Here is a 23731-nt window from a genome sequence, read left to right as displayed (position 1 = left end):
AAGAAGCGCGATGAACAGGCAGATATGAAGCTGAACTGGACGATGAGCCGAATAGCCCGCACAATCGGCTCACTTTATGAGCCGATTAGACCTTCTATTCGGCTCGGCTCAGAGCACACCGCTCATGTCTGAACATCTCTGGATCTGGCAACAGCCGCAATGGCCTGCATTCACATGGAACGGTGACCGCCTTGCAGCACTGCTGCGCGAATGCACCCAGGCACAAGGCCGTTTGCTGGGCATGAGCCGCGTTGCCAACGACGACACAGCCCTTCAGGACACTCTGGACACGTTGCTGCAAAACATCATCACGTCCTCTGCAATTGAAGGTGAGCAACTGAACGCCGGATCCGTCAGATCATCGCTGGCGCGTCGCCTGGGCCTGGGCCTGGACGATGATGGCAAGCGCAGTCCTCGCAGTGAAGGCCTGGCGGAACTGATGCTGGATGTCACGCAGGCCAACGATCAGCCGCTCACGCGCCAACGCCTGTTCAAATGGCATCGCTGGCTGTTTCCAACTCAGGAAACGCTCGCCTCTCATCAGGTTCAAGCAGGCCAACTGCGCGGTAATGAGCCCATGCAGGTGGTATCCGGTCGCCTTGATCGGCCCACTGTGCATTTTAAAGCCCCGCCACGTTCCCAGCTCGAACCACAGCTGAATGACTTTCTGGACTGGTTTGCCGCCAGCCAGAACGATGCACACCTTGACCCACTGGTTAGGGCAGGCATCGCGCACTTCTGGTTTGTCACGCTGCATCCATTCGACGACGGCAACGGTCGTCTGACCCGTGCGCTCACGGACCTGGCTCTGGCTCAGGGCGAGCAGCAGACGGTGCGGCTGCACGCCATGTCAGCCAGCATTCTCGAAGACCGCTCGGGTTACTACCACATTCTGGAGCGCAGCCAGAAAAGCACGACCGATATCACCGAATGGCTGGAGTGGTTTTTGCGCACCTTTATGCGAAGCGTTGAACATGCGCTGGCACGTATAGAACGAGTCCTGGCAAAAACACGCTTCTGGCAACTGCATCAGGCTGATGCTTTATCCACTGAACAGGTGAAAGTGCTCAATCGCCTGCTCGATGGAGGCGATCGCGGCTTTGAACAGGGCATCAACGCGGCGCAGTATCAAGCCGTAACCAAAGTCTCAAAAGCGACCGCCACTCGCCACCTTAGTGATTTACTGGCAAAGCACTGCATCGTCCGCCTGCCCGGTGGCGGTCGCAGTACGCGTTATCAGATCAACTGGCCTGCTCGTTAAAGAATTACCGCCCGAGCCCGAAAGCCTCTTAGATCACACCGCACAAGTAATGCGCTCAAAACCGTCAATCATCCACAAACCAGCCGCATGCATCATCAAATGTGGCTTACTGGCAGTCATCGCCATCCAATCAGGGATCTCTTCCCTACCCTCGCGGTCTTTTAACGCATGACGAATTCGCGCTCTGCTTACATACCTTCCTGGCTTCGCCCTGTTCTGCGTCCTTTGCTGGATCCGTACCGCCGTTATCGTAATGCGCGGCTGATCCACGCGGCACGTATCGCGGTGGGGTTGCTGGTGACGATTCTGCTGACCTCCGGCCTCAGCATCCCGCACGGCGAATGGGCGTCGGTGACGATGCTGATCGTGATCGGCGGGCTGCAGCATCATGGCAACATTGGCAAGAAATCGGTCGAGCGGGCCTACGGGACGTTGATCGGTGCGGGGCTGGGCCTGATGGTCGTGGTGCAGCAGGGCTATCTGGAAATACCGCTGCTGACCTACGCGATCATGTCGGTGCTGTGCGGCTTCTTCGCCTATCACGCCATCGGCAAAGGCGGTTACACCGCGCTGCTGTCGGCGATCACGCTGTTCATCGTGGCGGGACATGGTTACAACCCGATCAGCGATGGGCTGTGGCGTACGGTGGATATCCTGATTGGTATCGCATTGGCGCTGGCGTTCTCGTTTGCCCTGCCGCTGTATGCCGTCTTTTCGTGGCGCTACAACCTGGCCAGCGGTCTGCGTGATTGCGCCAAGGTCTACGGGCGTATCGTGCAAAACCAGCCGGTGACCGCCGACGAACATTTGAAGCTCACCGCAAGGCTCAACGCCACGATGCTGCAACTGCGCTCACTGCTGCCGTCGGTGTCCAAGGAAGTGAAGATGTCGATGGTCGAGCTGGACGCCATTCAGGGCCATTTCCGCATGTGCCTGAGCACGCTCGAAATCCTCGCCAACATTCGTCCGGCCAATCTGGATCAACTGGCGGGTGAGTCGCTGACGGCGTCGCTGGATGCCGAATACCGGCAGATCCGCCGCCAACTGATTGGTATGGCACGAGCGCTACAGACCGGTGCCACCGAACGCCTGGCGCGCTCCTCGGAAGCCAGTCCCGTGCGGCCCGACGTTCCGGCTGAACTGGTGGGTTATGAACTGATGACCCAACAACTGGCGCACAACCTCGACGGCCTGCAGGCGCGTCTCGCCAAGACTGCCAAGCGCTGGAAGTTTTGAACAACATTGCAGCTTCGAAGCAAACACAGACCGTGGGAGTGAGCTTGCTCACGAAAACTATGTTTCAAACGCTGCATCTCGATCTGAATTGACTGGTGCCTTCGTGAGCAAGCTCACTCCTACCGAAGAAGCGTTACCGCATCAGTAGCCTATGTTTTTGATGGAGAGTCCTGTGTCCGCCTCCCACCCGCCAGCGCTGGATGAAATAGACCGCAAGCTGATCGCCGCCTTGCAGATCAATGCCCGAGAGAGCGTTGCCACACTGGCACGCCAGCTCGGCATCGCACGCACCACGGTCACGTCGCGTCTGGCGCGACTGGAGAGCACCAAGGTCATCACCGGCTACGGCGTGCGTCTCGGCCAACGGGTCGTCGATGGCGGTTTGCAGGCGTATGTCGGCATCACGGTGCAACCGCGTTCAGGCAAAGAAGTGCTGCGTCGGCTGAGTGCGCTGGCTCAGGTGCAGCAGTTGTGCGCGGTCAGTGGCGAGTTCGATTACGTGGCCTGGCTGCGCACCGACTCACCCGAGCAACTGGACGAACTGCTGGACCTCATCGGCAGCGTGGACGGCGTGGAAAAGACCACCACGTCCATCATCCTCAGCAGCAAGATCGACCGGGGCCAACCGGTCTGATCCTGAACAAAACGACATAAGGGCGCGCAAAATAACGTTCAACTTCGTCACTTTGATCAAACAAACTTCATATCGACGACACTTTGCGCCTTAATAACGTGCGCGCGCTTATCTAGACTGTTGTTTTTCGCCGTTGCCCACCAAGGTCAGTCATGAAAAACAACCGTCACCCCGCCAACGGCAAGAAGCCGATCACTATGTTTGGTCCGGATTTTCCGTTTGCTTTTGATGAGTGGATCGAGCACCCGAAAGGTCTGGGCAGCATTCCCAAAGAGCAGCACGGCGCGGAAGTGGCGATCATCGGTGCCGGTATCGCCGGGTTGGTGGCGGCCTACGAGCTGATGAAGATGGGCCTTAAACCGGTGGTTTACGAGGCGTCGAAAATGGGCGGTCGCCTGCGCTCGCAAGAGTTCGAAGGCGCAAAAGGCATCGTTGCCGAGCTGGGCGGCATGCGCTTTCCGGTGTCGTCCACCGCCTTTTTTCATTACGTCGACAAGCTGGGCCTTGAGTCCAAACCCTTCCCCAACCCGCTCACCGCAGCATCGGGCAGCACGGTGATCGATCTGGAAGGCACCACGTATTACGCACAGATGCTGTCGGACTTGCCTGCATTGTTTCAGGAAGTCGCCGACGCCTGGGCCGATGCGCTCGAAAGCGGTTCGCAGTTCGCCGACATCCAGCAAGCCATCCGCGACCGCGATGTGCCACGCCTCAAAGCGCTGTGGAACAAGCTGGTTCCGTTGTGGGACGACCGCACGTTTTATGACTTCGTGGCGACCTCCAAGGCGTTCGCCAAACTGTCGTTCTACCACCGCGAAGTGTTCGGCCAGGTCGGTTTCGGCACTGGCGGATGGGACTCGGATTTCCCCAACTCGATGCTGGAAATCTTTCGCGTGGTCATGACCAACTGCGATGAACATCAGCACCTGATCGTCGGCGGCGTGCAGCAGGTACCGGTCGGTCTGTGGAGCCATGTGCCCGATCACTGCGCGCACTGGCCAAAAGGCACCAGCCTGTCGTCCCTGCATCGCGGTGCGCCACGGCCCGGCGTCAAGCGCATTGCACGCAGCGAAGACGGCAACCTGACGGTCACCGACAACTGGGGCGATACCCGCCAGTACGCCGCTGTGCTGACCACCTGCCAGAGCTGGCTGCTGACCACCCAGATCGAATGCGAGGAAACCCTGTTCTCGCAAAAAATGTGGATGGCGCTGGATCGCACACGTTACATGCAGTCATCGAAAACCTTCGTCATGGTCGACCGCCCGTTCTGGAAAGACAAGGACCCGGAAACCGGCCGCGACCTGATGAGCATGACCCTCACGGATCGCCTGACCCGTGGCACCTACCTGTTCGACAACGGCGACGACAAACCGGGCGTGATCTGCCTGTCGTACTCGTGGATGAGCGACGCGTTGAAAATGCTGCCGCAGCCCATCGACAAACGCGTGAAGCTGGCGCTGGATGCCTTGAAAAAGATCTATCCGAAGGTCGACATCGCGGCGCGGATCATTGGCGACCCGATCACGGTATCGTGGGAAGCCGATCCTCACTTCCTCGGTGCCTTCAAGGGTGCGCTGCCAGGTCATTACCGCTATAACCAGCGCATGTACGCGCACTTCATGCAGCAGGACATGCCCAGCGAACAGCGCGGCATGTTCATCGCCGGTGACGACGTGTCCTGGACGCCCGCTTGGGTGGAAGGCGCGGTGCAGACGTCTCTGAATGCGGTGTGGGGCATCATGAATCACTTTGGCGGCAAGACTCACGCCGAGAACCCGGGCCCCGGCGACGTGTTCCACGACATCGGCCCGATTGCGCTCGCCGACTGACAGAAGGAAATCCTCATGCGTGTCGCGTTGTATCAATGCACGCCCTTGCCGCTGGACGTCAGCGGCAACCTGACTCGGCTGCAACAACAGGCCAAGGCCGCTGCGGCGCAAGGTGCTCAGGTGCTGGTCTGCCCGGAGATGTTTCTGACCGGCTACAACATCGGCGCACACGCCTGCGCCGAGCTGGCGCAAGCGCAGGACGGACCTGCCGCGACGCGCATCGCCGAGATGGCCCGCGAACAGGGGATTGCCATTCTGTATGGCTACCCGGAACGCAGCGCCGAGCAGCAGATTTACAATGCCGTGCAGTTGATCGACAGCCACGGCAATCGATTGAGCAACTACCGTAAGACGCACCTGTTCAGCGATCTGGACAAGTCGATGTTTGCAGCGGGTGAGGCGCTTGGCCCAGTGGTCGAACTGAACGGCTGGCGAGTGGGGATGCTGATCTGTTACGACGTGGAATTCCCCGAGAATACCCGCCGTCTGGCACTCGACGGTGCCGAGCTGATTCTGGTCCCGACCGCGAACATGGCCCCTTTCGATTTCGTCTGCGACGTGACGGTAAGGGCGCGAGCGTTCGAGAACCATTGCTACGTGGTGTACGCCAATTACTGCGGCAGCGAGGGCGAGATTCGTTACTGCGGCCTGAGCAGCGTCTGCGCACCGGATGGCAGCCGTCCTGCCCTGGCAGCGCAGGACGAAGCGTTACTCATCGCTGACCTGGACCGGGCGCAGTTGACGCAGGCCAGAACGGTGAATGACTACTTCAAGGATCGCAGGCCGGGGTTGTACTCGGCGCTGTAAGGCACCCCGATCGTTGCCATGCTCCGTGTTGAGGCCTGCTCATAACCACCAGCACCTCGCGAAACGGCCTGATTTTCCGCTAGCATGACGCTCTGTCTCCCAGCCTTTGCGACTCGCCATGCCCTCCCCGCGCACTTCAGCCGTCGAACGCGTTACCCTGGCCAACGGCCTGAGCGTGGTGCTGTGCCATGAGCCGCGCCTGAAACGCTGTGCAGCCTCGCTGCGGGTGGCGGTGGGCAGTCATGACGTACCTCAGGCATGGCCAGGGCTGGCGCATTTTATGGAGCATCTGTTCTTTCTCGGCACCGAGCGTTTCGCCAAAGAGCAGAATCTGATGACTTTTGTGCAGCACCACGGAGGTCAGATCAACGCCAGCACCCGCGAACGCACCACCGACTTTTTCTTCGAACTGCCACCCGCTGTATTTGCCGAGGGGCTTGAACGTCTGTGCGACATGCTTGCTCATCCGCGCATGGCCGTAGCAGACCAGTTGCGTGAGCGCGAGGTGCTGCACGCCGAGTTCATCGCTTGGCGCGGGGACGCGCAGGCTCGTCAGCAGAATCACTTGTTGGCGTCGGTGAACCCTCAGCATCCACTGCGCGGCTTTCATGCAGGCAATCGCTACAGCCTGTCAGTGCCCAACCCTGCTTTCCAACAGGCCTTGAAAAACTTCTATCAGCGCTTTTATCAGGCCGGGCAGATGACGCTGTGCCTGAGCGGGCCGCAGTCGCTGGCTGAGCTCAACACCTTGGCAACGCGTTACGGGGCATTGTTCGCCACGGGTAAGCGCGTTGAGCAACAAGCGCCCCCCTCACTGACTGAAAATGCGCTACCGATACTGGATAACGACGCCCAACGTCAGCACCTTTTGTTCGCCTGCGACGGTTTACCGAAAAAGGCTGACGAGGCCGTGGCGTTCCTGTGCCACTGGATGAACGCCGCCAAGCCAGGCGGTTTGGTGGCGACATTGGTCGAGCGCGGGTTGATTGACTCGCTGAAGGCCACGCCGCTCTATCAGTTTGGCGGGCAGTTGCTGCTGGATGTCGCGTTTGAAAAAGGCGTTGAGAGCGAGCCCGCTTCGACGGACGCGGCGCGCCTTCTCTTCAGTTGGCTGGCGTTTTTCAGGTTGAACTGGCTTTCGCTGGTAGAAGAATATCGGCGTGTTCAGCAACGTCAGTTGCAGGTCTGCGGCGCACTGGCGCTGGCGAATCATTACTGCCGCGACCTTCCAGCAGCACTCAGTGATCAAGGTGCCGAGACATTGCTCACCTTACTGGATCGGCTCACCCCTGAGACGTTGATCAATCTGCGAACTGTGGATAACTCGACGCCAGAACACATTGTCTGGCGTCTGCCTGCGCCCAATCCGTTTTTGCTGCCAGCGCCAGACACGCCGCCTGTCGCCGAAGAATCGGCCGTGTACCTGCGCTGGCAGTTGCCGCACCCGCAACTCAGGCTTTGGCAGATGCTCAGTGACAGCCTGAAAGATTTGATCGAGGACGCCCGACAGGCCGGGGTCACTGTCGCCTTCAATGCCTATGGCACGTACTGGCAACTGAGACTGAACGGGCTGCCTGAGCCATTCGCTGCCATTCTCGACCACTGCCTGCATCGATTGAGGCACCCGACGGCTGAAACGCTGGCCCGCTATGGACAGCCGGTCAGCGAGCCCGCGCTGATCCCGATTCGCCAGTTACTCAAACAACTGCCTGATCATTTTTTAAACACGCCGTCAGAACCAGAGACCGACGACCTCCACCGTGTCTGGGCTGCCTCCCGCTGGACGAGCTTTGCCACAGGCTTACCGGACAACCACAAAGACCGTGTGGCAGCGGCATTGAGCGGCGCGCCCGGCACTCAAAAAGTACAGTTGCAGCCCTCGCCAGCCCATCAGCCAGGCAAGCGCTGGCAAACCGAAGCCTCATTTTCGTCGGAAAACGCGGTGCTGGTATTTTGCCCTGCCCCCAGTGCATCCGCTCAGGACGAAGCCGCTTGGCGAATGACTGCTCACCTGCTTCAGGCGCCCTTTTATCAGCGACTCCGGGTCGAGCTGCAACTGGGCTACGCCGTATTCAGCAGCATCCGGCAAATCGATGGGACGACCGGGCTGCTGTTCGGGGTGCAATCGCCGGCCTGCAGCGTGGATCAGCTCGTCCTGCACATTGAGGACTTTTTGAGTGCCCTGCCTGAACTGATAGCCAGCACCGATCTGGCAGAACACTGCCGGACTCTGAGTACGCAACTCGACGGGTCAGCACTGCCCTATGAGCAGGCCGCAGAGATGCTGTGGCAGGCACATCTTGCCGGGCAAGCCGAACGGCATGTGCAGTGCGTGCAGAAGGCTCTGTCAAATCTGGATACACACTCGTTGAACGCCGCGTTGGAAGCGCTGATCGGCGCCTGGGCAGGCTGGCTCATCGTGGCCAATCGCCCAGCAGCCCCGGCCTACAAGGATCGTTACCTGAACGGTAAGGGTCTTTCGTAAAGATTTGGGCGCTCTCGAATTGTTAAATTGAGTAACATAGCTTCCTAAGCATCTGAACGTATGGCGTTACACGCGCACTAAGATGTAGTCACCAACCGCTGCATTCTCTGAAGGAGCTTTCCTATGTCGTGGACAAAACCTGCTTACACTGATTTGCGTATCGGTTTCGAAGTCACCATGTACTTCGCAAGCCGTTGATTTCAGCGTGCTGTAAAGCCTCGGTTCGCCGGGGCTTTTTTTATTGTCAGGCTGCTTTTGTTTTTTGTTTCGGGTCATGTGGTAGGGAGCTGTCATGTACATCCAGATTCTAGGTTCCGCTGCCGGTGGTGGTTTTCCCCAGTGGAACTGCAACTGCGTCAACTGCGCAGGCTTTCGCGATGGCAGCCTGCGGGCGCAGGCGCGTACTCAATCTTCCATCGCGCTGTCAGACGATGGTGTGAACTGGGTGCTGTGCAACGCTTCGCCGGATATCCGTGCACAGTTGCAGAATTTTGCGCCAATGCAACCGGGCCGGGCGCTGCGCGATACCGGCATCAGCGCCATCGTGCTGATGGACAGCCAGATCGATCACACCACTGGTTTGTTGAGCCTGCGCGAAGGCTGCCCGCATCAGGTCTGGTGTACCGACATGGTCCATGAAGACCTCAGCACCGGCTTCCCGCTGTTCGAAATGCTCAAGCACTGGAACGGCGGTCTGGACTGGCATCGCATCGAACTGCAAGGCAGCTTCGTGATCCCGGCCTGCCCTAACCTGCGCTTCACGCCGTTCCCGCTGCGCAGCGCCGCACCGCCTTATTCGCCGCACCGTTTCGACCCGCATCCTGGCGACAACATCGGCCTCCTGGTCGAAGACACTCGCACCGGTGGCAAGCTGTTTTACGCGCCGGGCCTGGGCAAGGTCGACGAAGCCCTGGCCGAGAAGATGCGTGATGCCGACTGTCTGTTGGTGGATGGCACGATGTGGGATGACGACGAAATGCAGCGTCGTGGCGTCGGCACGCGTACGGGTCGTGAGATGGGCCATCTGGCTCAGAACGGCCCCGGTGGCATGCTCGAAGTGCTGGAAGGCTTTGCGACCCAGCGCAAGGTGCTTATCCACATCAACAACACCAACCCGATTCTCGACGAAGACTCTCCCGAGCGTGCCGAGCTGGTGCGCCGCAACGTTGAAGTAGCCTTCGATGGCATGAGCATCGAGCTTTAGGAGCCGACATGAGCGAAGCCACTGCGCTGTCCCCCGCCGAATTCGAGCAGGCTCTGCGGGCCAAGGGCGCCTATTACCACATCTATCATCCCTATCACGTGGCGATGTACGAAGGCCGTGCGACCCGCGAGCAGATTCAGGGCTGGGTCGCCAACCGCTTTTACTATCAGGTGAACATTCCCCTCAAGGACGCCGCGATTCTGGCCAACTGCCCGGACCGCGAGATTCGTCGCGAGTGGATTCAGCGTCTGCTGGATCATGACGGCGCCCCCGGTGAAGACGGCGGCATCGAAGCCTGGCTGCGTCTGGGTCAGGCAGTGGGCCTGGACCCAGATCAGTTGCGCTCGCAAGAGCTCGTGCTGCCGGGCGTGCGTTTTGCCGTCGATGCCTACGTGAACTTCGCCCGCCGCGCCAACTGGCAAGAAGCGGCCAGCAGCTCGTTGACCGAGCTGTTCGCGCCGCAGATTCACCAGTCGCGTCTGGACAGCTGGCCGCAACATTACCCGTGGATCGACCCGGCCGGGTACGAGTATTTCCGCACCCGCCTGGGTCAGGCGCGTCGAGATGTAGAACATGGTCTTGCGATCACGTTGCAGCACTACACTACGTACGAAGGCCAGCAGCGCATGCTGGAGATCCTGCAGTTCAAGCTCGATATTCTGTGGAGCATGCTTGATGCGATGTCTATGGCTTACGAATTGAACCGCCCGCCCTACCACAGCGTCACAGACCAGAGGGTCTGGCATAAGGGAATCGCGCTATGAACGTTCATACCCACAAAGACAATTCGAACCCGGAACGCCTGGCATTTCGCAACAAAGTCCCCAAGTGGCGTCAAGGCTACCGCTTCCAGTTCGAACCGGCTCAGAACGGCAACGTGCTGCTCTACCCGGAAGGCATGATCAAGCTCAACGACAGCGCTGGCTGGATCGGCGGCCTGATCGACGGACAGCGAACGGTTGCGGCGATCATCGAAGCGCTGGAACTCAAATTCCCCAACGTTCCTGAACTGGGCATGGACGTCGATGACTTCATGAAAGTCGCTCAGGAAAAACACTGGATCACCCTTGACTGACCTGACGCTTGCAATCCCCAGCCCACTGATACCGCCCAGGCCGGAAACCGGCCTGCCGCTGTGGTTGCTGGCAGAACTGACCTACCGTTGCCCGCTGCAATGCCCGTATTGCTCGAACCCGCTCGACTTCGCGAAACAGGGTCAGGAGCTGACCACCGAGCAGTGGTTCAAGGTGATGCAGCAAGCCAGGCAGATGGGTGCCGCGCAGATCGGCTTTTCTGGCGGCGAACCGCTGGTGCGTCAGGACCTGGCCGAACTCATCGCCGAGGCACGACGGCTGGGTTACTACACCAACCTGATCACCTCCGGGATCGGCCTGACCGAAGAGAAAATCATCGCGTTTAAGGAAGCCGGTCTGGACCATATCCAGATCAGCTTTCAGGCCAGCGACGAGCAGGTGAACAACATGCTCGCCGGCTCGAAGAAAGCCTTCGCGCAGAAGCTGGAAATGGCGCGTGCCGTGAAGAAACACGGCTACCCGATGGTGCTGAACTTCGTCACCCACCGGCACAACATCGATAAGATCGACAAGATCATCGAGCTGTGTCTGGCCCTTGAAGCAGACTTCGTCGAGCTGGCGACCTGTCAGTTCTACGGCTGGGCGCATCTGAACCGTATAGGTCTGTTGCCGACCAAGGATCAACTGGTGCGGGCCGAAGCCGTCACCAACCAGTACCGGGAACGGCTGGAGGCGCAGAATCACCCGTGCAAGCTGATCTTCGTCACCCCCGATTATTACGAAGAACGCCCCAAAGCCTGCATGAATGGCTGGGGCAGTATTTTTTTGACCGTCACGCCGGACGGCACCGCCCTTCCGTGCCACGGTGCGCGTCAGATGCCGATCCAGTTTCCCAATGTGCGCGATCACAGCATGCAGCACATCTGGTATGACTCCTTTGGCTTCAATCGCTTTCGTGGCTACGACTGGATGCCAGAGCCTTGCCGGTCGTGTGACGAAAAGGAAAAAGACTTCGGCGGCTGCCGCTGTCAGGCCTTCATGCTGACCGGCGACGCCGCCAATGCCGACCCGGTGTGCAGCAAGTCCCAGCACCACGGGATGATCACGCAGGCTCGCGACGAATCCGAGACTGCCACCCAAACCATCGAAGAGCTGGCCTTTCGCAATGAACGAAACTCACGACTCATCGCCAAATCGTCCTGAGCGGCTTTCCGCTGCCCAGGCTGTCGCCGCAGGTGTGGATTTCGCTGAACTGGATGTCAGTTCGGCGGGCCTGTTCTGGAACGAATACCGACCCCAGGACGGGGCCAGTCGAATCTGGCACTGGTACGCGAACACAACGCGCTGCCTGACGCCTGACGGTTACAGCGTGCGCAGCCGGGTGTATGAGTACGGCGGCGGGTCGTTCTGTCTGGCCGATGATGACGTGGTGTTCGTCAACGAACGTGACCAGCAGTTGTACCGCCAGCCTCTCGACGGCAGCTCACCTGTACCACTTACTCAGGGCGATAAGCGCTACGGCGGCGTGTTCCACTCCAATGGCCAGATCCTGGCCGTCGAGGAGGATCACAAGACCCATCGGCTGGTGAGCATCGAGTTGGCCGACGGGCAGCGCCAGTTGCTGGCCGAGGGTGCGGATTTCTATGCCTCGCCCGTCGTCAGTGCCGATGGCAAGCGACTGGCCTGGGTGCAATGGCAACGCCCGCACCAACCCTGGACGTCTACCCGCCTGATGGCGGCGACCAGGCAGGATGACGGCAGCTGGGGGCAGGCGCAGTGCATTGCAGGAGACGGCGCAGAAGAATCCTTGCAGCAACCGCGTTTCGACGCGCAAGGCCGCCTGTCGTGCCTGACTGACAGGGCGGGCTTTTGGCAGCCCTGGAGAGAGTCGAATGCCGGGTTTGCACCTCTGAAAGCCGCCACGGCGGATCACTCTCCCGCGCCGTGGCAGCTCGGCGGATGCACGTGGCTGCCGCTCAGTGATGGCTTTCTCGCCAGTTGGTCGCAGGAAGGCTCCGCAATCCTGGGGTTACGCCAGGCCGATGGTTCGGTCATCGACTTCAGCGCCGGTTACAGCCGATTCCGCAGCCTGGCGCTGGATGAGGAATACATCTACTGCATCGCCGCTTCGGCCGTCAGCACATCGGCGGTGCTGGCAATTTCACGCAGCGATCAAAGCGCGCAGGTCCTGGCCGGCGGCGCTTCACCTTTGCCACCCGAGCAGATCAGCCGTCCCGAATCATTGTGCTACCCAAGCGGCGGCGCCGAGGCTTACGGCTATTTCTACCCGGCCATGTCCGGAACGGAGAAACCGCCACTGGTGGTGTTCATCCACGGTGGCCCGACCTCTGCCTGCTATCCGGTGCTGGACCCGCGTATTCAATACTGGACCCACCGGGGCTTTGCGGTGGCAGACCTCAACTACCGGGGCAGCACCGGCTATGGCCGCGCCTATCGTCAAAGCCTGCACCTGGCGTGGGGTGTGGCAGATGTCGAAGACGCCTGCGCAGTGGTTGCTCATCTCGCCGGACGTGGCCTGATCGACCCCGCCAAGGCGTTCATTCGCGGCGGCAGCGCCGGGGGCTACACAACGCTGTGCGCATTGGCGTTTCAGGATGTCTTTCGAGCAGGCGCAAGTCTGTATGGCGTCAGCGACCCGGTTGCACTGGCAAGGGCGACGCACAAGTTCGAAGGCGACTATCTGGACTGGCTGATCGGTAACCCGGTTGAAGACATCGAGCGGTACGAAGCGAGAACGCCGCTGCTACACGCTGATCACATCCGCGTGCCGGTGATCTTCTTTCAAGGTGAACTGGACGCCGTCGTGGTTCCGGAGCAGACCCGTGACATGCTCAAGGCGTTGCAGGACAAAGGCATCAAGGCCGAAGGGCACTTTTATCCGGACGAATATCATGGGTTTCGCAAGGCAGCGAACCTGGCAGATGCGCTGGAAAAGGAATGGCGTTTTTACCGGGATGTACTGGATGGCGCCGTATGACCGTTCCCGCACCGGGAACGATCAACCGCAGCGCTTTTTGGCGATGACTGCCTACTTACGCGAAACGATGATGTAGATCGCGTGGATGATGCCTGGGATGTAGCCGAACAGGGTCAGCAGAATATTCAGCCAGAAAGCGCCGCCCAGGCCGACTTGCATGAACACGCCCACCGGTGGCAGCAGAATGGCGAAGATGATACGAATGATGTCCATGAAAAGCTCCTGATTGATTGGCTCTGATTGGCCATACAGCTAATCGACCCTGAGCATCAACGAGGGTTCCACCCGCTCTGGCACCGCGCCATTAATAAATCGTTGGGTGATCGACGAAAACGCCCACTGTGCATGGGTTGCAGCAAGAGTTGTATAGAACGATGAGCGCAGGAGCATAAGAGCGATCAGCGATCACTGAACGGCGGGGTACAAAACACGCGCACAAAGAAAACCCCGCCGAAGCGAGGTTTTCCAGACTGTTTCCCTGACATCCCTTTCTTCCCACCTTCCTGGCAGGCATCCCTACGTGTCCCTGTTATCTTTGTTTGCGCATCCTGCGCTACGTCCATGAATCTAGATTAACTTTGGATCCGACTTAAAGGAAGAAGCCAATCGGCACTACGTCGTGTAAGCATTTACTTACACGACGCCACAGCTTCGAAACTGATCAGTCTCAAAATTGATCCGCGTCCAGCAGAAACAGCGATTCGCTGCCAGCGCGCACCGATGCATTCAGCGAATGGATGCGTGGCAGCAGGCGTGCGAAATAGAAGCGTGCCGTGCCCAGCTTGCTGACGTAGAAGTCTTCTTGCGCTTCCTTGCCCACTGCGGCCTTGGCCATCATTGCCCACATGTAGGCATAGGCCGTGTAACCGAACAGATGCAGGTACTCAACCGATGCTGCGCCGATTTCATTGGGGTTGTTGCGCGACCGATCCAGCACCCAGTTGGTCAACTCGTCGAGCATGTCCAATGCAGAGGCCAGCGGGCGCGTGAACTCTGCGAGCGAATCGTCCGAGGCGGCGATGAACTCACGCACTTCATCCGAGAACAGTTGATAGAACGCACCACCGGAACCGACGATCTTGCGGCCGACCAGATCCAGCGCCTGGATACCGTTGGTGCCTTCGTAAATCTGGGTGATGCGCACGTCGCGCACCAGTTGTTCCTGGCCCCACTCGCGAATGTAGCCATGACCGCCAAAGATCTGCTGACCATGCACAGTGGTTTCCAGGCCAACATCGCTGAGGAACGCCTTGGCCACCGGAGTCAGCAACGCCACCAGATCATCGGCGCGCTTGCGGTCGGTGTCGTTCTCGCTGAACTTGGCGATGTCGAGTTGCAGCGCCACATAGCTGGAAAACGCACGACCGCCTTCGTTGAACGCCTTCATGGTCAGCAGCATGCGACGCACATCAGGGTGGACGATGATCGGATCAGCGGTCTTGTCCTTGTTCTGCGCACCGGTCGGCGCACGGCTTTGCAGACGGTCCTGAGCATATTCGACCGCGTTCTGGTAGGAACGTACACCCGAGGCCAGGCCCTGAATGCCGACACCCAGGCGCTCGTAGTTCATCATCGTGAACATCGCAGCCAGCCCTTTGTTGGGCTCGCCAATCAGGTAGCCGACCGCATCATCGAAGTTCATCACGCAAGTGGCCGATGCCTGAATGCCCATCTTGTGCTCGATGGAGCCGCAGCTGACGGTGTTGCGCGCGCCGACACTGCCGTCATCGCCGACCATGAATTTAGGGACCAGAAACAGCGAAATACCTTTCGGCCCTGCTGGCGCATCCGGCAGTTTGGCGAGCACCAGGTGGATGATGTTCTCGGTCAGGTCGTGCTCACCGCCGGTGATGAAGATCTTGCTGCCGGTGATCTTGTAAGACCCGTCGGTCTGTGGCTCGGCCTTGGTGCGAATAATGCCAAGGTCGGTGCCGGCATGGGCTTCGGTCAGGCACATCGAACCGCACCAGACACCCGAATACATGTTCGGCAGGTACTTGGCTTTCAGCTCTTCGGTGGCGTGGGTGTTGATCGAAACGCAGGCGCCTGAGGTCAGCATCGGGTAAAGCCCGAACGCAAGGCTGGCGGAGTTGAGCATTTCCTCGACCTGCGCCGACACGACCTTTGGCATGCCCATCCCACCGAAATCAGGATTGCCGCCAACACCGACCCAGCCGCCTTCGGCGTAGGTGCGATAGGCTTCAGGAAACCCTGCGGGCGTGGTCACGACGGTGTCTTTCCAGTGACAGCCCTCTTCGTCACCATTGCGGCTCAGCGGCGCGATAGTCTTACTGGTGACCTTACCCGCTTCTTCAAGAATGGCTTCGACCGTCTCGGCGTCGACCGTTTCAGCCAGCGCCGGCAATTGAGCCCAGAGTTTGGAAACCTCGAACACTTCATTGAGGACGAAGCGCATATCGCGCAGCGGCGCTTTGTAGTCAGCCATAGCAAACCTCGTGAACACGGAGCGAGAGACCTGTGAATACTGATCCATTCCGCTTCGGAACGTGAATCAGCCGTCGATAGTCACGAGTCTACCCGAACAACATTTCAGACACATAGGGTCGTGTCGTGACTGCAAAGTCATGACAGGTCACCGGTCTGAAAGGTGTACTCAGGTCGCCGCTTCAGCGGTCCGCACAGCGCCGCGACGACTGTGCTGCTGGTGGGAGATGACGCAATTACGCCCTGCTCCCTTGGCGGCATACAGCGCCTGGTCGGCTGCTTTCAGCACCTCTTCGGGGGTGCGGTGCTCCGGCTGCCGCTCGGCCACACCAATGCTGACCGTGACCGACACGGTGCCTGTGTGTGCGCCGCCGCGTCGTTGTCGGCCTTGCTGGTCGTCTTGCGGCCGACTGTCCTTGTTGCGCAACTGGATCTCGTAGCTGGCAATGGACTCGCGGATGGCTTCCAGGTGCGGCAGGCATTCATCGAGGGTTTTGGCCGCGAACACGATGGCGAATTCTTCACCGCCGTAGCGATACGCCTTGCCACCACCGTTGGTGATTTTCGACAGCTTGCTGGCCACCAGACGCAGCACCTGATCGCCCACATCGTGGCCGTGGGTGTCGTTGAATTTCTTGAAGTGGTCGACGTCACTCATCGCCAGCACGTAATTGCGCCCCAGACGCTGCAGACGTTCGTTCAGTGCGCGACGTCCGGGCAAGCCGGTCAGTTCGTCGCGGAAGGCCATTTGATAGGCCTCATGGGCAACCGCTGCGGCAATCATCAACATCACCTGGCTACACAGAATATTCAGCGTGAATGGCAGGATGAACGTCTTGGGCAGCGCCCAGAAAAGCCCCAGCAGACCGACGATCTGTGCAGCGTGCAGCGGGCGGGGCTTTTCCACGTATTGCCAGACCAGCACGGCGAAGGAGATCAGGAACATCGCGTACGACAGCTGGATAAGGCTCATCCATGCGCCATGCAGCGCCGGCCAGCGGATGTCCGCAAGCCAGGCTTGCAACTGACCCGGATAGCTCTGCTCAAGCCCGAGCGCCACGCTGCCCACTGCCAGCAGCACCGCAAGCCGTGCGACCAGATCCTGAAACAAGTGGGTGCGCTCTTCCCAGGCGGCATAGAGCCCGTAGAGCACTGGCAGCAACAGACAGACCAGATGGAAGATCACCGCCGCGTCCTCCCGTACCTTGCCGAAGTCGCGGTAATAGTCGGTCTGTGTGTCCAGCAGGTAATAGGCGATGTACACGGTGATCATCAGAAACAGTTCGCGCTGACGCCGGTAAACACCGCAGTAGGCTCCGCCCAATAGCAGCACCAGCGTTGGCAGCACGTTGAACAGCGAGGTAAAGAATACGTTCAGGTCTTTGACATACGCAGCCGCCAGCCCCGCCACCAGCAATGCCAGTGACGGTAAGAAATGACTCAGTCTTGCAGCGGATGCACGTAACAAAAGGGCCTGTCTCCTACCCGGCTTCGAGTAACCACCCGAATAAATGGCATTGTGCCTTCATCCTGAAAACAATGCATTCAGCAGGATTGAACAGTGACAGTCCTGTAACGGCAGGAGAGCAAAAAGGTTTATGGATTGATGGTGAATAGCCATACAACACGGAGTCATTGCAGACAGAAGGTGCCTGATCGTTCCTTACGCTGCGTGTCGGCACGATCAAATCAAAAGCAAAAAAAAACCGCCTGATCAGTGATCAGGCGGTTTGGGTGAATCGAACCGGACTCAGTAAGCCAGGCCGAAATCTTCCTCTTTCATTTCCATCAGGTTGCCAGCGCCCGAAAGCATGGTGGCGACGTGAGTGCGGGTACGCGGAAGGATGCGCTGGAAGTAGAAACGGGCCGTCTGGATCTTGGCGCGGTAGAACGCTTCGTCCGACGTACCGGCTGCCAGCTTCTCGGCGGCAACCCGCGCCATGTCTGCCCAGAAGTAAGCCAGGCAGGCGTAGCCCGAATACATCACGTAGTCCACCGAAGCGGCACCGACTTCTTCACGGTCCTTCATGGCGGCCATGCCCACTTTCATGGTCAGTTCGCCCCACTCTTTGTTCAGCGCGGCCAACGGGGTCACGAACTCCTGAACGGATTCGTTGCCTTCGTTGCTCTGGCAGAACTTGTGCACGATCTTGGTGAAGCCCTTGAGCGCTTCGCCCTGAGTCATCAACACCTTGCGGCCCAGCAGGTCGAGCGCCTGAATACCGGTGGTGCCCTCGTACAGCATGGAAATACGGCTGTCGCGAACGTTCTGCTCCATGCCCCACTCGGCAATGAAGCCGTGACCACCGTAGATCTGCACACCGTGGTTGGCAGCTTCGAAGCCCACTTCAGTCATGAAGGCCTTGGCGATCGGGGTCATGAACGCCAGCAGTGCATCGGCGGCTTTCTTCTGATCGGCGTCTTCGCTGTACTTGACGATATCGACCTGCTTGGCCGTGAAGTACACCATCGCGCGGGTGCCTTCGGCGAACGCTTTCATGGTCAGCAGCATGCGGCGGACATCAGGGTGAACGATGATCGGGTCAGCGGCTTTCTCAGGCGCTTTTGGGCCGGTCAGCGAACGCATCTGCAAACGCTCACGGGCGTATTTCAAGCCACCCTGGAAACCGATCTCGGCGTGGGCCAGACCTTGCAGCGCCGTGCCCAGACGAGCGGTGTTCATAAAGGTGAACATGCAGTTCAGGCCTTTGTTCGCCGGGCCGATCAGGTAGCCGGTCGCACCGTCGAAGTTCATCACGCAGGTGGCGTTGCCGTGAATGCCCATCTTGTGTTCGATGGAGCCGCAGTTCACCGCGTTGCGTTCACCCACGCCGCCGTCGGCAGCCGACAGGAACTTGGGCACGATGAACAGCGAAATGCCTTTGGTGCCAGCCGGCGCATCCGGCAGGCGGGCCAGCACGATGTGGACGATGTTATCGGCCATGTCGTGTTCGCCAGCGGAAATGAAAATCTTGGTGCCGGACACCTTGTAGGTGCCGTCAGCCTGAGGCTCAGCCTTGGTACGCAGCATGCCAAGGTCGGTGCCGCAATGCGGCTCGGTCAGGCACATGGTGCCGGTCCACTCGCCAGACACCAGACGCGTCAGGTACGCCTCTTGTTGCTCAGGCGTGCCGTGCTCGGAAATAGTGTTCATCGCGCCATGCGACAGACCTGGGTACATGCCCCACGACCAGTTCGCCTCGCCGACCATCTCGCTGACAGCCAGACCCAGCGACTCGGGCAAGCCCTGACCGCCGTGCTCGACGTCGTGGGCCAGGCTCGGCCAGCCGCCTTCAACGAACTGCTTGTACGCTTCCTTGAAACCGGTGGGCGTCTTAACGCCGGTTTCGCTCCAGGTGCAGCCTTCGGTATCGCCGACACGGTTCAGCGGAGCCAGTACCTGCTCACAGAACTTGGCGCCCTCTTCGAGGATGGCGTCGACCATGTCAGGAGTCGCGTCCTGGCAGCCCGGCAGGCTCTGGTAATGCGCTTCATAACCGAGCAGCTCATCACGAACGAAACGAATATCACGCAAGGGGGCCTTGTAATCAGGCATAGCGATAAACCTCTGCTGATGAATCCTGGAACGAATGACCGGACGGTGCTGGAAGCATACTCCCAAGACCAGGCAATCTCTTTAGCCTTACGGTCAAACAGGTGTTTGAAACATACGTTTACGCCCAAACCTTGTCAATAGCGGCGCTTGCACCATTCGTCCACGTTGCGCTTTAAAACGCGCAGCCGACGGGACGCAACGCCGGGTAAACGATACCGGGAGTCTAGTCGAGGGACAGAGGGTTAAAGCGCAGATACAGATGCGTGATACAGGAAGATTCAGACAAGAACGCCGTGCGCAGAAGGCACGGCACAGGACAGTGAACGCAGGCGTGAAACGCGTTTAAGCGTAGGTGTCGATCAACGTGCCGAGGGCTTCATTGCTGGCCCTTTGGGCGGCAACGCCAGCTTCGATTTGAAACTTGCCCGCTTCCATCTCAACGATGTTGGCTGGCAAGTCGGAGCGCTGGCTGCGGTCAACCGAACGCAGGTTTTCGAGCTGAAAGTCAGAAGACTGGCTTCTGCCCGACACTTCGATATTGCTACTGGCGATCTGAGTGGCTGCCTGATCCACACGGCTCTGCCCGACCTGCATGGCGCTCAGACCTGGGTAGAGGGTGTTATTCATGGTGATTTGCATAAGCCGATCCTCGGTTCAAATAGCGAACAGGTGTCATTGAACCAGTAAACGTCGGGCAACGCTCGACAAATAGACTAATGGCACTAGGCCTTTTAATAGCCTCAGCCATGAAAAATCAAAACCCTCAAGCGGCTCAAGGAGATAGCGGTGCTAAGCGTCCAGCAACTCCAGATGCAGACATTGCGCCACGTTTTCGGCGCTGGGGTTCTTGAGCCGTGGCACACGCCCAAGGCAGGGCGCGGGCAGGCGCTCGGACAGCGTGGCGAGGTTTTCCTCCAGTCGCGAGGTCTTGCCATCAATGATGTTCGCGACCCAACCCGCCAATTGCAGACCGTCTCTGGAAATGGCTTCGGCGCTCAACAGCGCATGGTTGATGCAACCCAGCCGAACACCGACCACCAGAATGACCGGCAAGCCCAAGGCGATGGCCAGATCGGAAAGATTGCTCTGATCGGCCAGCGGCACACGCCAGCCCCCGGCACCTTCAATAAGGGTGAAGTCCGCCTGTTTGCTCAAAATATGCTGCATGGGGTGCAACAGGGATCGGACGGTCAGCGCCACACCGGCCTCGCGCGCCGCCAGATGTGGCGCAATGGCGGGCTCGAACGCCACCGGATTGACTTCGTCATAGCCCAGCTCGATCGAACACTCTGCCTGCAACGCCAGCGCATCGGAGTTGCGCAGCCCTTGAGGTGTGACGACGCAACCTGATGCCACAGGTTTACCGGCCGCGGTGCTCAACCCGCTCAGCCTCGCGGCATGCAGCAGACCGGCTGCGACGGTTGTCTTGCCAGCATCCGTGTCGGTTCCAGTGATGAAATACGCAACGCTCATCTCGGCGGCCTTCCCTTTCTGAAGTGGACCCGATCAGGGTTTTTCAAGCACCGCGTAGACCACCTGATAAGTGGCCGGCAGCCCTGCGTCCTGACGAAAGCGCTCGTACGCCCGCACCAAGCCTAGAATCCGCTCGCGTCCGGTCAAGCCGCTCGGCCGTCCGGGGTTGAGGTTGTGTGCGCCCAGCGCCTTGAGCTCATGGGTCAGGCTGCGCACGTCCGGGTAATGCAGCACGTGGGGACGTACTTCAAGGCTGCCGATCCGCAAACCGCTGGCCGCACACAGCTGACGATAATCGTCTTCACGCCGAAAACGGTTCACGTGTACCTGACCATCGACCGCCTGCCAGCTCTCGCGCAGCTCATACAAAGTGCCTGTACACAGGCTGGCGAAGGCGAACACTCCGCCCGGCTTCAATACCCGAAAAGCCTCACTGAGCACGGCCTTGAAATCCGCGCACCATTGCACCGCCAGGCTGGAGAACATCAGCTCGCAGCACTGATCAGCCAACGGCATGCGCTCGGCATCGCCTGCCACAAAGTGACGGGCACCGCCCAACGGCTGCGCATGACGCAACATGCCCTCGGCGATATCCAGCGCGATGCCTTCGCTGTCACGGAATGTCTGCGCCAGCACCCGACTGAAATACCCCGTGCCGCTGCCCAGATCCAGCCAGCGGGCGGGATGGCACTCGGCAGGCAACCGGGACATCAGCTCATGCCCCACCGAACGCTGCAGTTCAGCGACGCTGTCATAGCTGCCCGCCGCACGGGAGAAGGAGGCCGCCACCTGACGCTTGTCAGGCAGCCCTGCCGACAATACGGCCTGTGAAAGGTCAGTCATGGTCCGACTCGTGTTCCGATTCATGTAAGAAAGCCTGGATTGCCGCCGCCACACCGTGGGGATTTTCCAGCAGGAAGGCATGGCTGGCCTGCTCGATCACACCCACTTCAACGTCAGGCAACAGGTCCAGCAGATCGCTCGCGGCTTCGGCCGGAACGAATGCATCGAGCCCGGCGAACAGATGAAATTGCGGCCCACGATAGGTTTGCAGGGCGCTGCGGGTATCGAGTTGCTGCAGAATCTTCAGCCCGTCGACCAGCGTGGTCGCCCCTGCGTGCGGAGCCCCCGCCTTGAGCAGTCGTGCCAGGCCGCGAGGATCTTGCGCGCCCTGTGTACACAGCAGGCTGAAACGCTTGAGGGTGGCGTCGGGGTCGGCTGCGCACCCGGCCAGAAAAGCCTCGAAATCCTGCGCAGGCATCGCGTGCGGCCAGGCCCCCTGGGTGACGAAGCAGGCATTGCTGGCCAGCGTGAACAGCCCGCAACAGCTTTCGCCACGTCGCGCCGCCAGTTCAGCCGCCAGCATGCCGCCCAATGACCAGCCGCCCAACCAGGCGTCATCCGGCACATTGGCGTCCAGTTCATCCAGCCAGTCATTAAGGTCGCAACTGCCGATGTCGGGCAACGGCTCGACCTCGACACGCAAATGCTCGTCCAGCCCGCGCAATGCCGCCGCCAACGGTTCGAGAGGTGAAACACCCAGGCCCCAGCCCGGCAGCAGGATCAAACGGTCACGCATGATCGGGCTCCAAGGATTCAACCGCACCCAGCAGTGGAGAACACTGCTCCAGTGCATCCAACAATAGCTGCACTTGAGCCTCGGTGTGGGCCGCCGACAGCGTCACTCGCAAACGAGCGCTGCCCGCCGGCACCGTGGGCGGGCGAATGGCCGTCACCATCACTCCGCGCTCGCGCAGCAAGTGCGACAGGCGCAAGGCGCGACCGGCATCGCCAATCACAATCGGCTGGATCGGTGTGAAGCTGTCCATCAGTTGCAGGCCCAATTGCTCGGCACCCTGTCGGAACTGACGGATCAGGCAGGTGAGATGCTCGCGACGCCACTGTTCGGTGCGCAGCAATTCAAGACTTTTCAGCGTGGCGCAAGCCAGCGCTGGTGGCTGGCTGGTGGTGTAGATGTAGGGCCTGGCGAACTGGATGAGGGTTTCAATCAGTTCTTCACTGCCCGCAACAAACGCCCCGGACGTGCCGAAGGATTTGCCGAGGGTGCCGATCAGCACCGGCACGTCTTCCATGCTCAAGCCGAAATGTTCGACAAGCCCTGCACCGTTATTACCGAGCGGGCCAAAACCGTGGGCGTCATCAACCATCAACCACGCGCCCTTGGCCTTCGCAGCGTGCGCCAGCGCGGGCAGGTTGGCGACATCGCCGTCCATGCTAAACACGCCGTCGGTCACTACCAGCGTATCGCCCACGGCCTTTTCCAGCCGCGATTCAAGGCTTGCGACGTCATTGTGCAAATAGCGGGAAAAGCGTGCGCCGCTGAGCAGTCCGGCGTCCAGCAGAGAAGCGTGATTCAGACGATCCTCCAGCACGGTATCGCCCTGCCCGACCAGCGCGGTGACCGTGCCGAGGTTCGCCATATAGCCGTTGGAAAACAGCAACGCACGCGGACGGCCGGTCAGTTCGGCCAAGGCCTCTTCCAGCTCATGGTGTGGCGTGCTGTGCCCGATCACCAGATGCGACGCCCCGCCCCCCACGCCCCAGCGATCGGCCCCGGCCTGCCAGGCGGCGATGACCTGCGGGTGATTGGCCAGGCCCATGTAGTCGTTGTTGCAGAAGGCGAGCAACGGCTTGCCATCGACCACCACCAGCGGACCTTGAGGGGTCTGCAGCAGGGGTCGCTGGCGGTAGAGGTGTTCGTTGCGGCGAGCCTCAAGTCGGGTACGCAGATCGAAAGACATGCAG

20 protein-coding genes and 1 pseudogene are annotated in these 23731 nt (G+C 59.8%); 12 read left to right on the top strand and 9 right to left on the bottom strand.

Going from position 1 to position 23731, the window contains the following annotated elements; genetic code table 11:
• The first annotated feature begins 124 nt into the window (after positions 1-124).
• The 12 genes and pseudogenes from ALP40_RS09445 to ALP40_RS09385 all read left to right on the top strand — a co-directional run bounded on the left by ALP40_RS09445 (position 125) and on the right by ALP40_RS09385 (position 13491).
• Positions 125-1261, top strand: a complete 1137-nt coding sequence (locus tag ALP40_RS09445; protein ID WP_122208017.1) for a Fic family protein — start codon at positions 125-127, stop codon at positions 1259-1261.
• A gap of 168 nt (positions 1262-1429) precedes the next feature.
• Positions 1430-2497 (top strand): FUSC family protein, encoded by a 1068-nt coding sequence (locus ALP40_RS09435; RefSeq protein ID WP_122208016.1) that lies wholly within the window; start codon positions 1430-1432, stop codon positions 2495-2497.
• 172 nt (positions 2498-2669) lie between these two features.
• Complete coding sequence (locus tag ALP40_RS09430) at positions 2670-3131, top strand: Lrp/AsnC family transcriptional regulator (protein ID WP_122208015.1); 462 nt, start codon at positions 2670-2672, stop codon at positions 3129-3131.
• A 152-nt stretch (positions 3132-3283) separates the two neighbouring features.
• Positions 3284-4963, top strand: a complete 1680-nt coding sequence (locus tag ALP40_RS09425) for an NAD(P)/FAD-dependent oxidoreductase (protein ID WP_122208014.1) — start codon at positions 3284-3286, stop codon at positions 4961-4963.
• Between the two features lie 15 nt (positions 4964-4978).
• On the top strand, positions 4979-5770 hold the full coding sequence (locus tag ALP40_RS09420; protein ID WP_122208013.1) for a carbon-nitrogen hydrolase family protein: 792 nt from the start codon (positions 4979-4981) through the stop codon (positions 5768-5770).
• Between the two features lie 118 nt (positions 5771-5888).
• Positions 5889-8242: pseudogene (pqqF, locus tag ALP40_RS09415) on the top strand (pyrroloquinoline quinone biosynthesis protein PqqF).
• 136 nt (positions 8243-8378) lie between these two features.
• A complete protein-coding gene (pqqA, locus tag ALP40_RS09410; protein WP_003422658.1) occupies positions 8379-8453 on the top strand; it encodes a pyrroloquinoline quinone precursor peptide PqqA in 75 nt (24 codons plus the stop codon).
• A 94-nt stretch (positions 8454-8547) separates the two neighbouring features.
• Positions 8548-9459 carry a pyrroloquinoline quinone biosynthesis protein PqqB gene (gene pqqB, locus ALP40_RS09405; protein ID WP_122208011.1) on the top strand — a complete coding sequence of 304 codons (912 nt, stop codon included), beginning with the start codon at positions 8548-8550 and terminating at the stop codon, positions 9457-9459.
• Positions 9460-9467: 8 nt separating this feature from the next.
• Positions 9468-10223 (top strand): pyrroloquinoline-quinone synthase PqqC, encoded by a 756-nt coding sequence (pqqC, locus tag ALP40_RS09400; RefSeq protein WP_004880097.1) that lies wholly within the window; start codon positions 9468-9470, stop codon positions 10221-10223.
• Positions 10220-10534 (top strand): pyrroloquinoline quinone biosynthesis peptide chaperone PqqD, encoded by a 315-nt coding sequence (pqqD, locus tag ALP40_RS09395; protein WP_122208010.1) that lies wholly within the window; start codon positions 10220-10222, stop codon positions 10532-10534. Before pqqC ends, pqqD begins: the two co-directional genes overlap by 4 nt.
• Positions 10527-11696, top strand: a complete 1170-nt coding sequence (pqqE, locus tag ALP40_RS09390) for a pyrroloquinoline quinone biosynthesis protein PqqE (RefSeq protein ID WP_122208009.1) — start codon at positions 10527-10529, stop codon at positions 11694-11696. The genes pqqD and pqqE overlap by 8 nt, the downstream gene beginning before the upstream one ends.
• Positions 11659-13491: a S9 family peptidase gene (locus ALP40_RS09385; RefSeq protein ID WP_122208008.1), complete on the top strand. Its 1833-nt coding sequence runs from the start codon at positions 11659-11661 to the stop codon at positions 13489-13491. The genes pqqE and ALP40_RS09385 overlap by 38 nt, the downstream gene beginning before the upstream one ends.
• A gap of 51 nt (positions 13492-13542) precedes the next feature.
• On the opposite strand, the gene ALP40_RS09380 is transcribed toward ALP40_RS09385, so the two are convergent.
• The 9 genes from ALP40_RS09380 to bioF form a co-directional block, all read right to left on the bottom strand.
• Positions 13543-13704 (bottom strand): YqaE/Pmp3 family membrane protein, encoded by a 162-nt coding sequence (locus ALP40_RS09380; protein ID WP_004880105.1) that lies wholly within the window; start codon positions 13702-13704, stop codon positions 13543-13545.
• Between the two features lie 454 nt (positions 13705-14158).
• A complete protein-coding gene (locus tag ALP40_RS09375; protein WP_122208007.1) occupies positions 14159-15937 on the bottom strand; it encodes an acyl-CoA dehydrogenase C-terminal domain-containing protein in 1779 nt (592 codons plus the stop codon).
• Positions 15938-16105: 168 nt separating this feature from the next.
• Positions 16106-17404, bottom strand: coding sequence for a diguanylate cyclase (locus tag ALP40_RS09370; protein ID WP_122208006.1), 1299 nt, complete (start codon positions 17402-17404; stop codon positions 16106-16108).
• A 282-nt stretch (positions 17405-17686) separates the two neighbouring features.
• Positions 17687-19492, bottom strand: coding sequence for a phenylacyl-CoA dehydrogenase (locus ALP40_RS09365; RefSeq protein WP_122208005.1), 1806 nt, complete (start codon positions 19490-19492; stop codon positions 17687-17689).
• Between the two features lie 342 nt (positions 19493-19834).
• The gene (locus ALP40_RS09360) at positions 19835-20131 is read right to left on the bottom strand and encodes a pyrroloquinoline quinone biosynthesis protein PqqE (RefSeq protein WP_122208004.1); all 297 of its coding nucleotides are present in this window, start codon (positions 20129-20131) and stop codon (positions 19835-19837) included.
• A gap of 150 nt (positions 20132-20281) precedes the next feature.
• Positions 20282-20965: a dethiobiotin synthase gene (gene bioD, locus ALP40_RS09355; RefSeq protein ID WP_122208003.1), complete on the bottom strand. Its 684-nt coding sequence runs from the start codon at positions 20963-20965 to the stop codon at positions 20282-20284.
• A 33-nt stretch (positions 20966-20998) separates the two neighbouring features.
• Positions 20999-21808 (bottom strand): malonyl-ACP O-methyltransferase BioC, encoded by an 810-nt coding sequence (gene bioC / locus ALP40_RS09350; RefSeq protein ID WP_122208002.1) that lies wholly within the window; start codon positions 21806-21808, stop codon positions 20999-21001.
• A complete protein-coding gene (locus ALP40_RS09345) occupies positions 21801-22544 on the bottom strand; it encodes an alpha/beta fold hydrolase (RefSeq protein WP_122208001.1) in 744 nt (247 codons plus the stop codon). Before ALP40_RS09345 ends, bioC begins: the two co-directional genes overlap by 8 nt.
• Positions 22537-23727 carry an 8-amino-7-oxononanoate synthase gene (gene bioF, locus ALP40_RS09340; RefSeq protein ID WP_122208000.1) on the bottom strand — a complete coding sequence of 397 codons (1191 nt, stop codon included), beginning with the start codon at positions 23725-23727 and terminating at the stop codon, positions 22537-22539. The genes ALP40_RS09345 and bioF overlap by 8 nt, the downstream gene beginning before the upstream one ends.
• Between the last annotated feature and the right edge of the window lie 4 nt (positions 23728-23731).

Source organism: Pseudomonas viridiflava (genome assembly GCF_003702045.1).
Lineage (GTDB): Bacteria > Pseudomonadota > Gammaproteobacteria > Pseudomonadales > Pseudomonadaceae > Aquipseudomonas > Aquipseudomonas viridiflava_C.
This window is presented reverse-complemented; position numbering and strand designations above follow the sequence as displayed.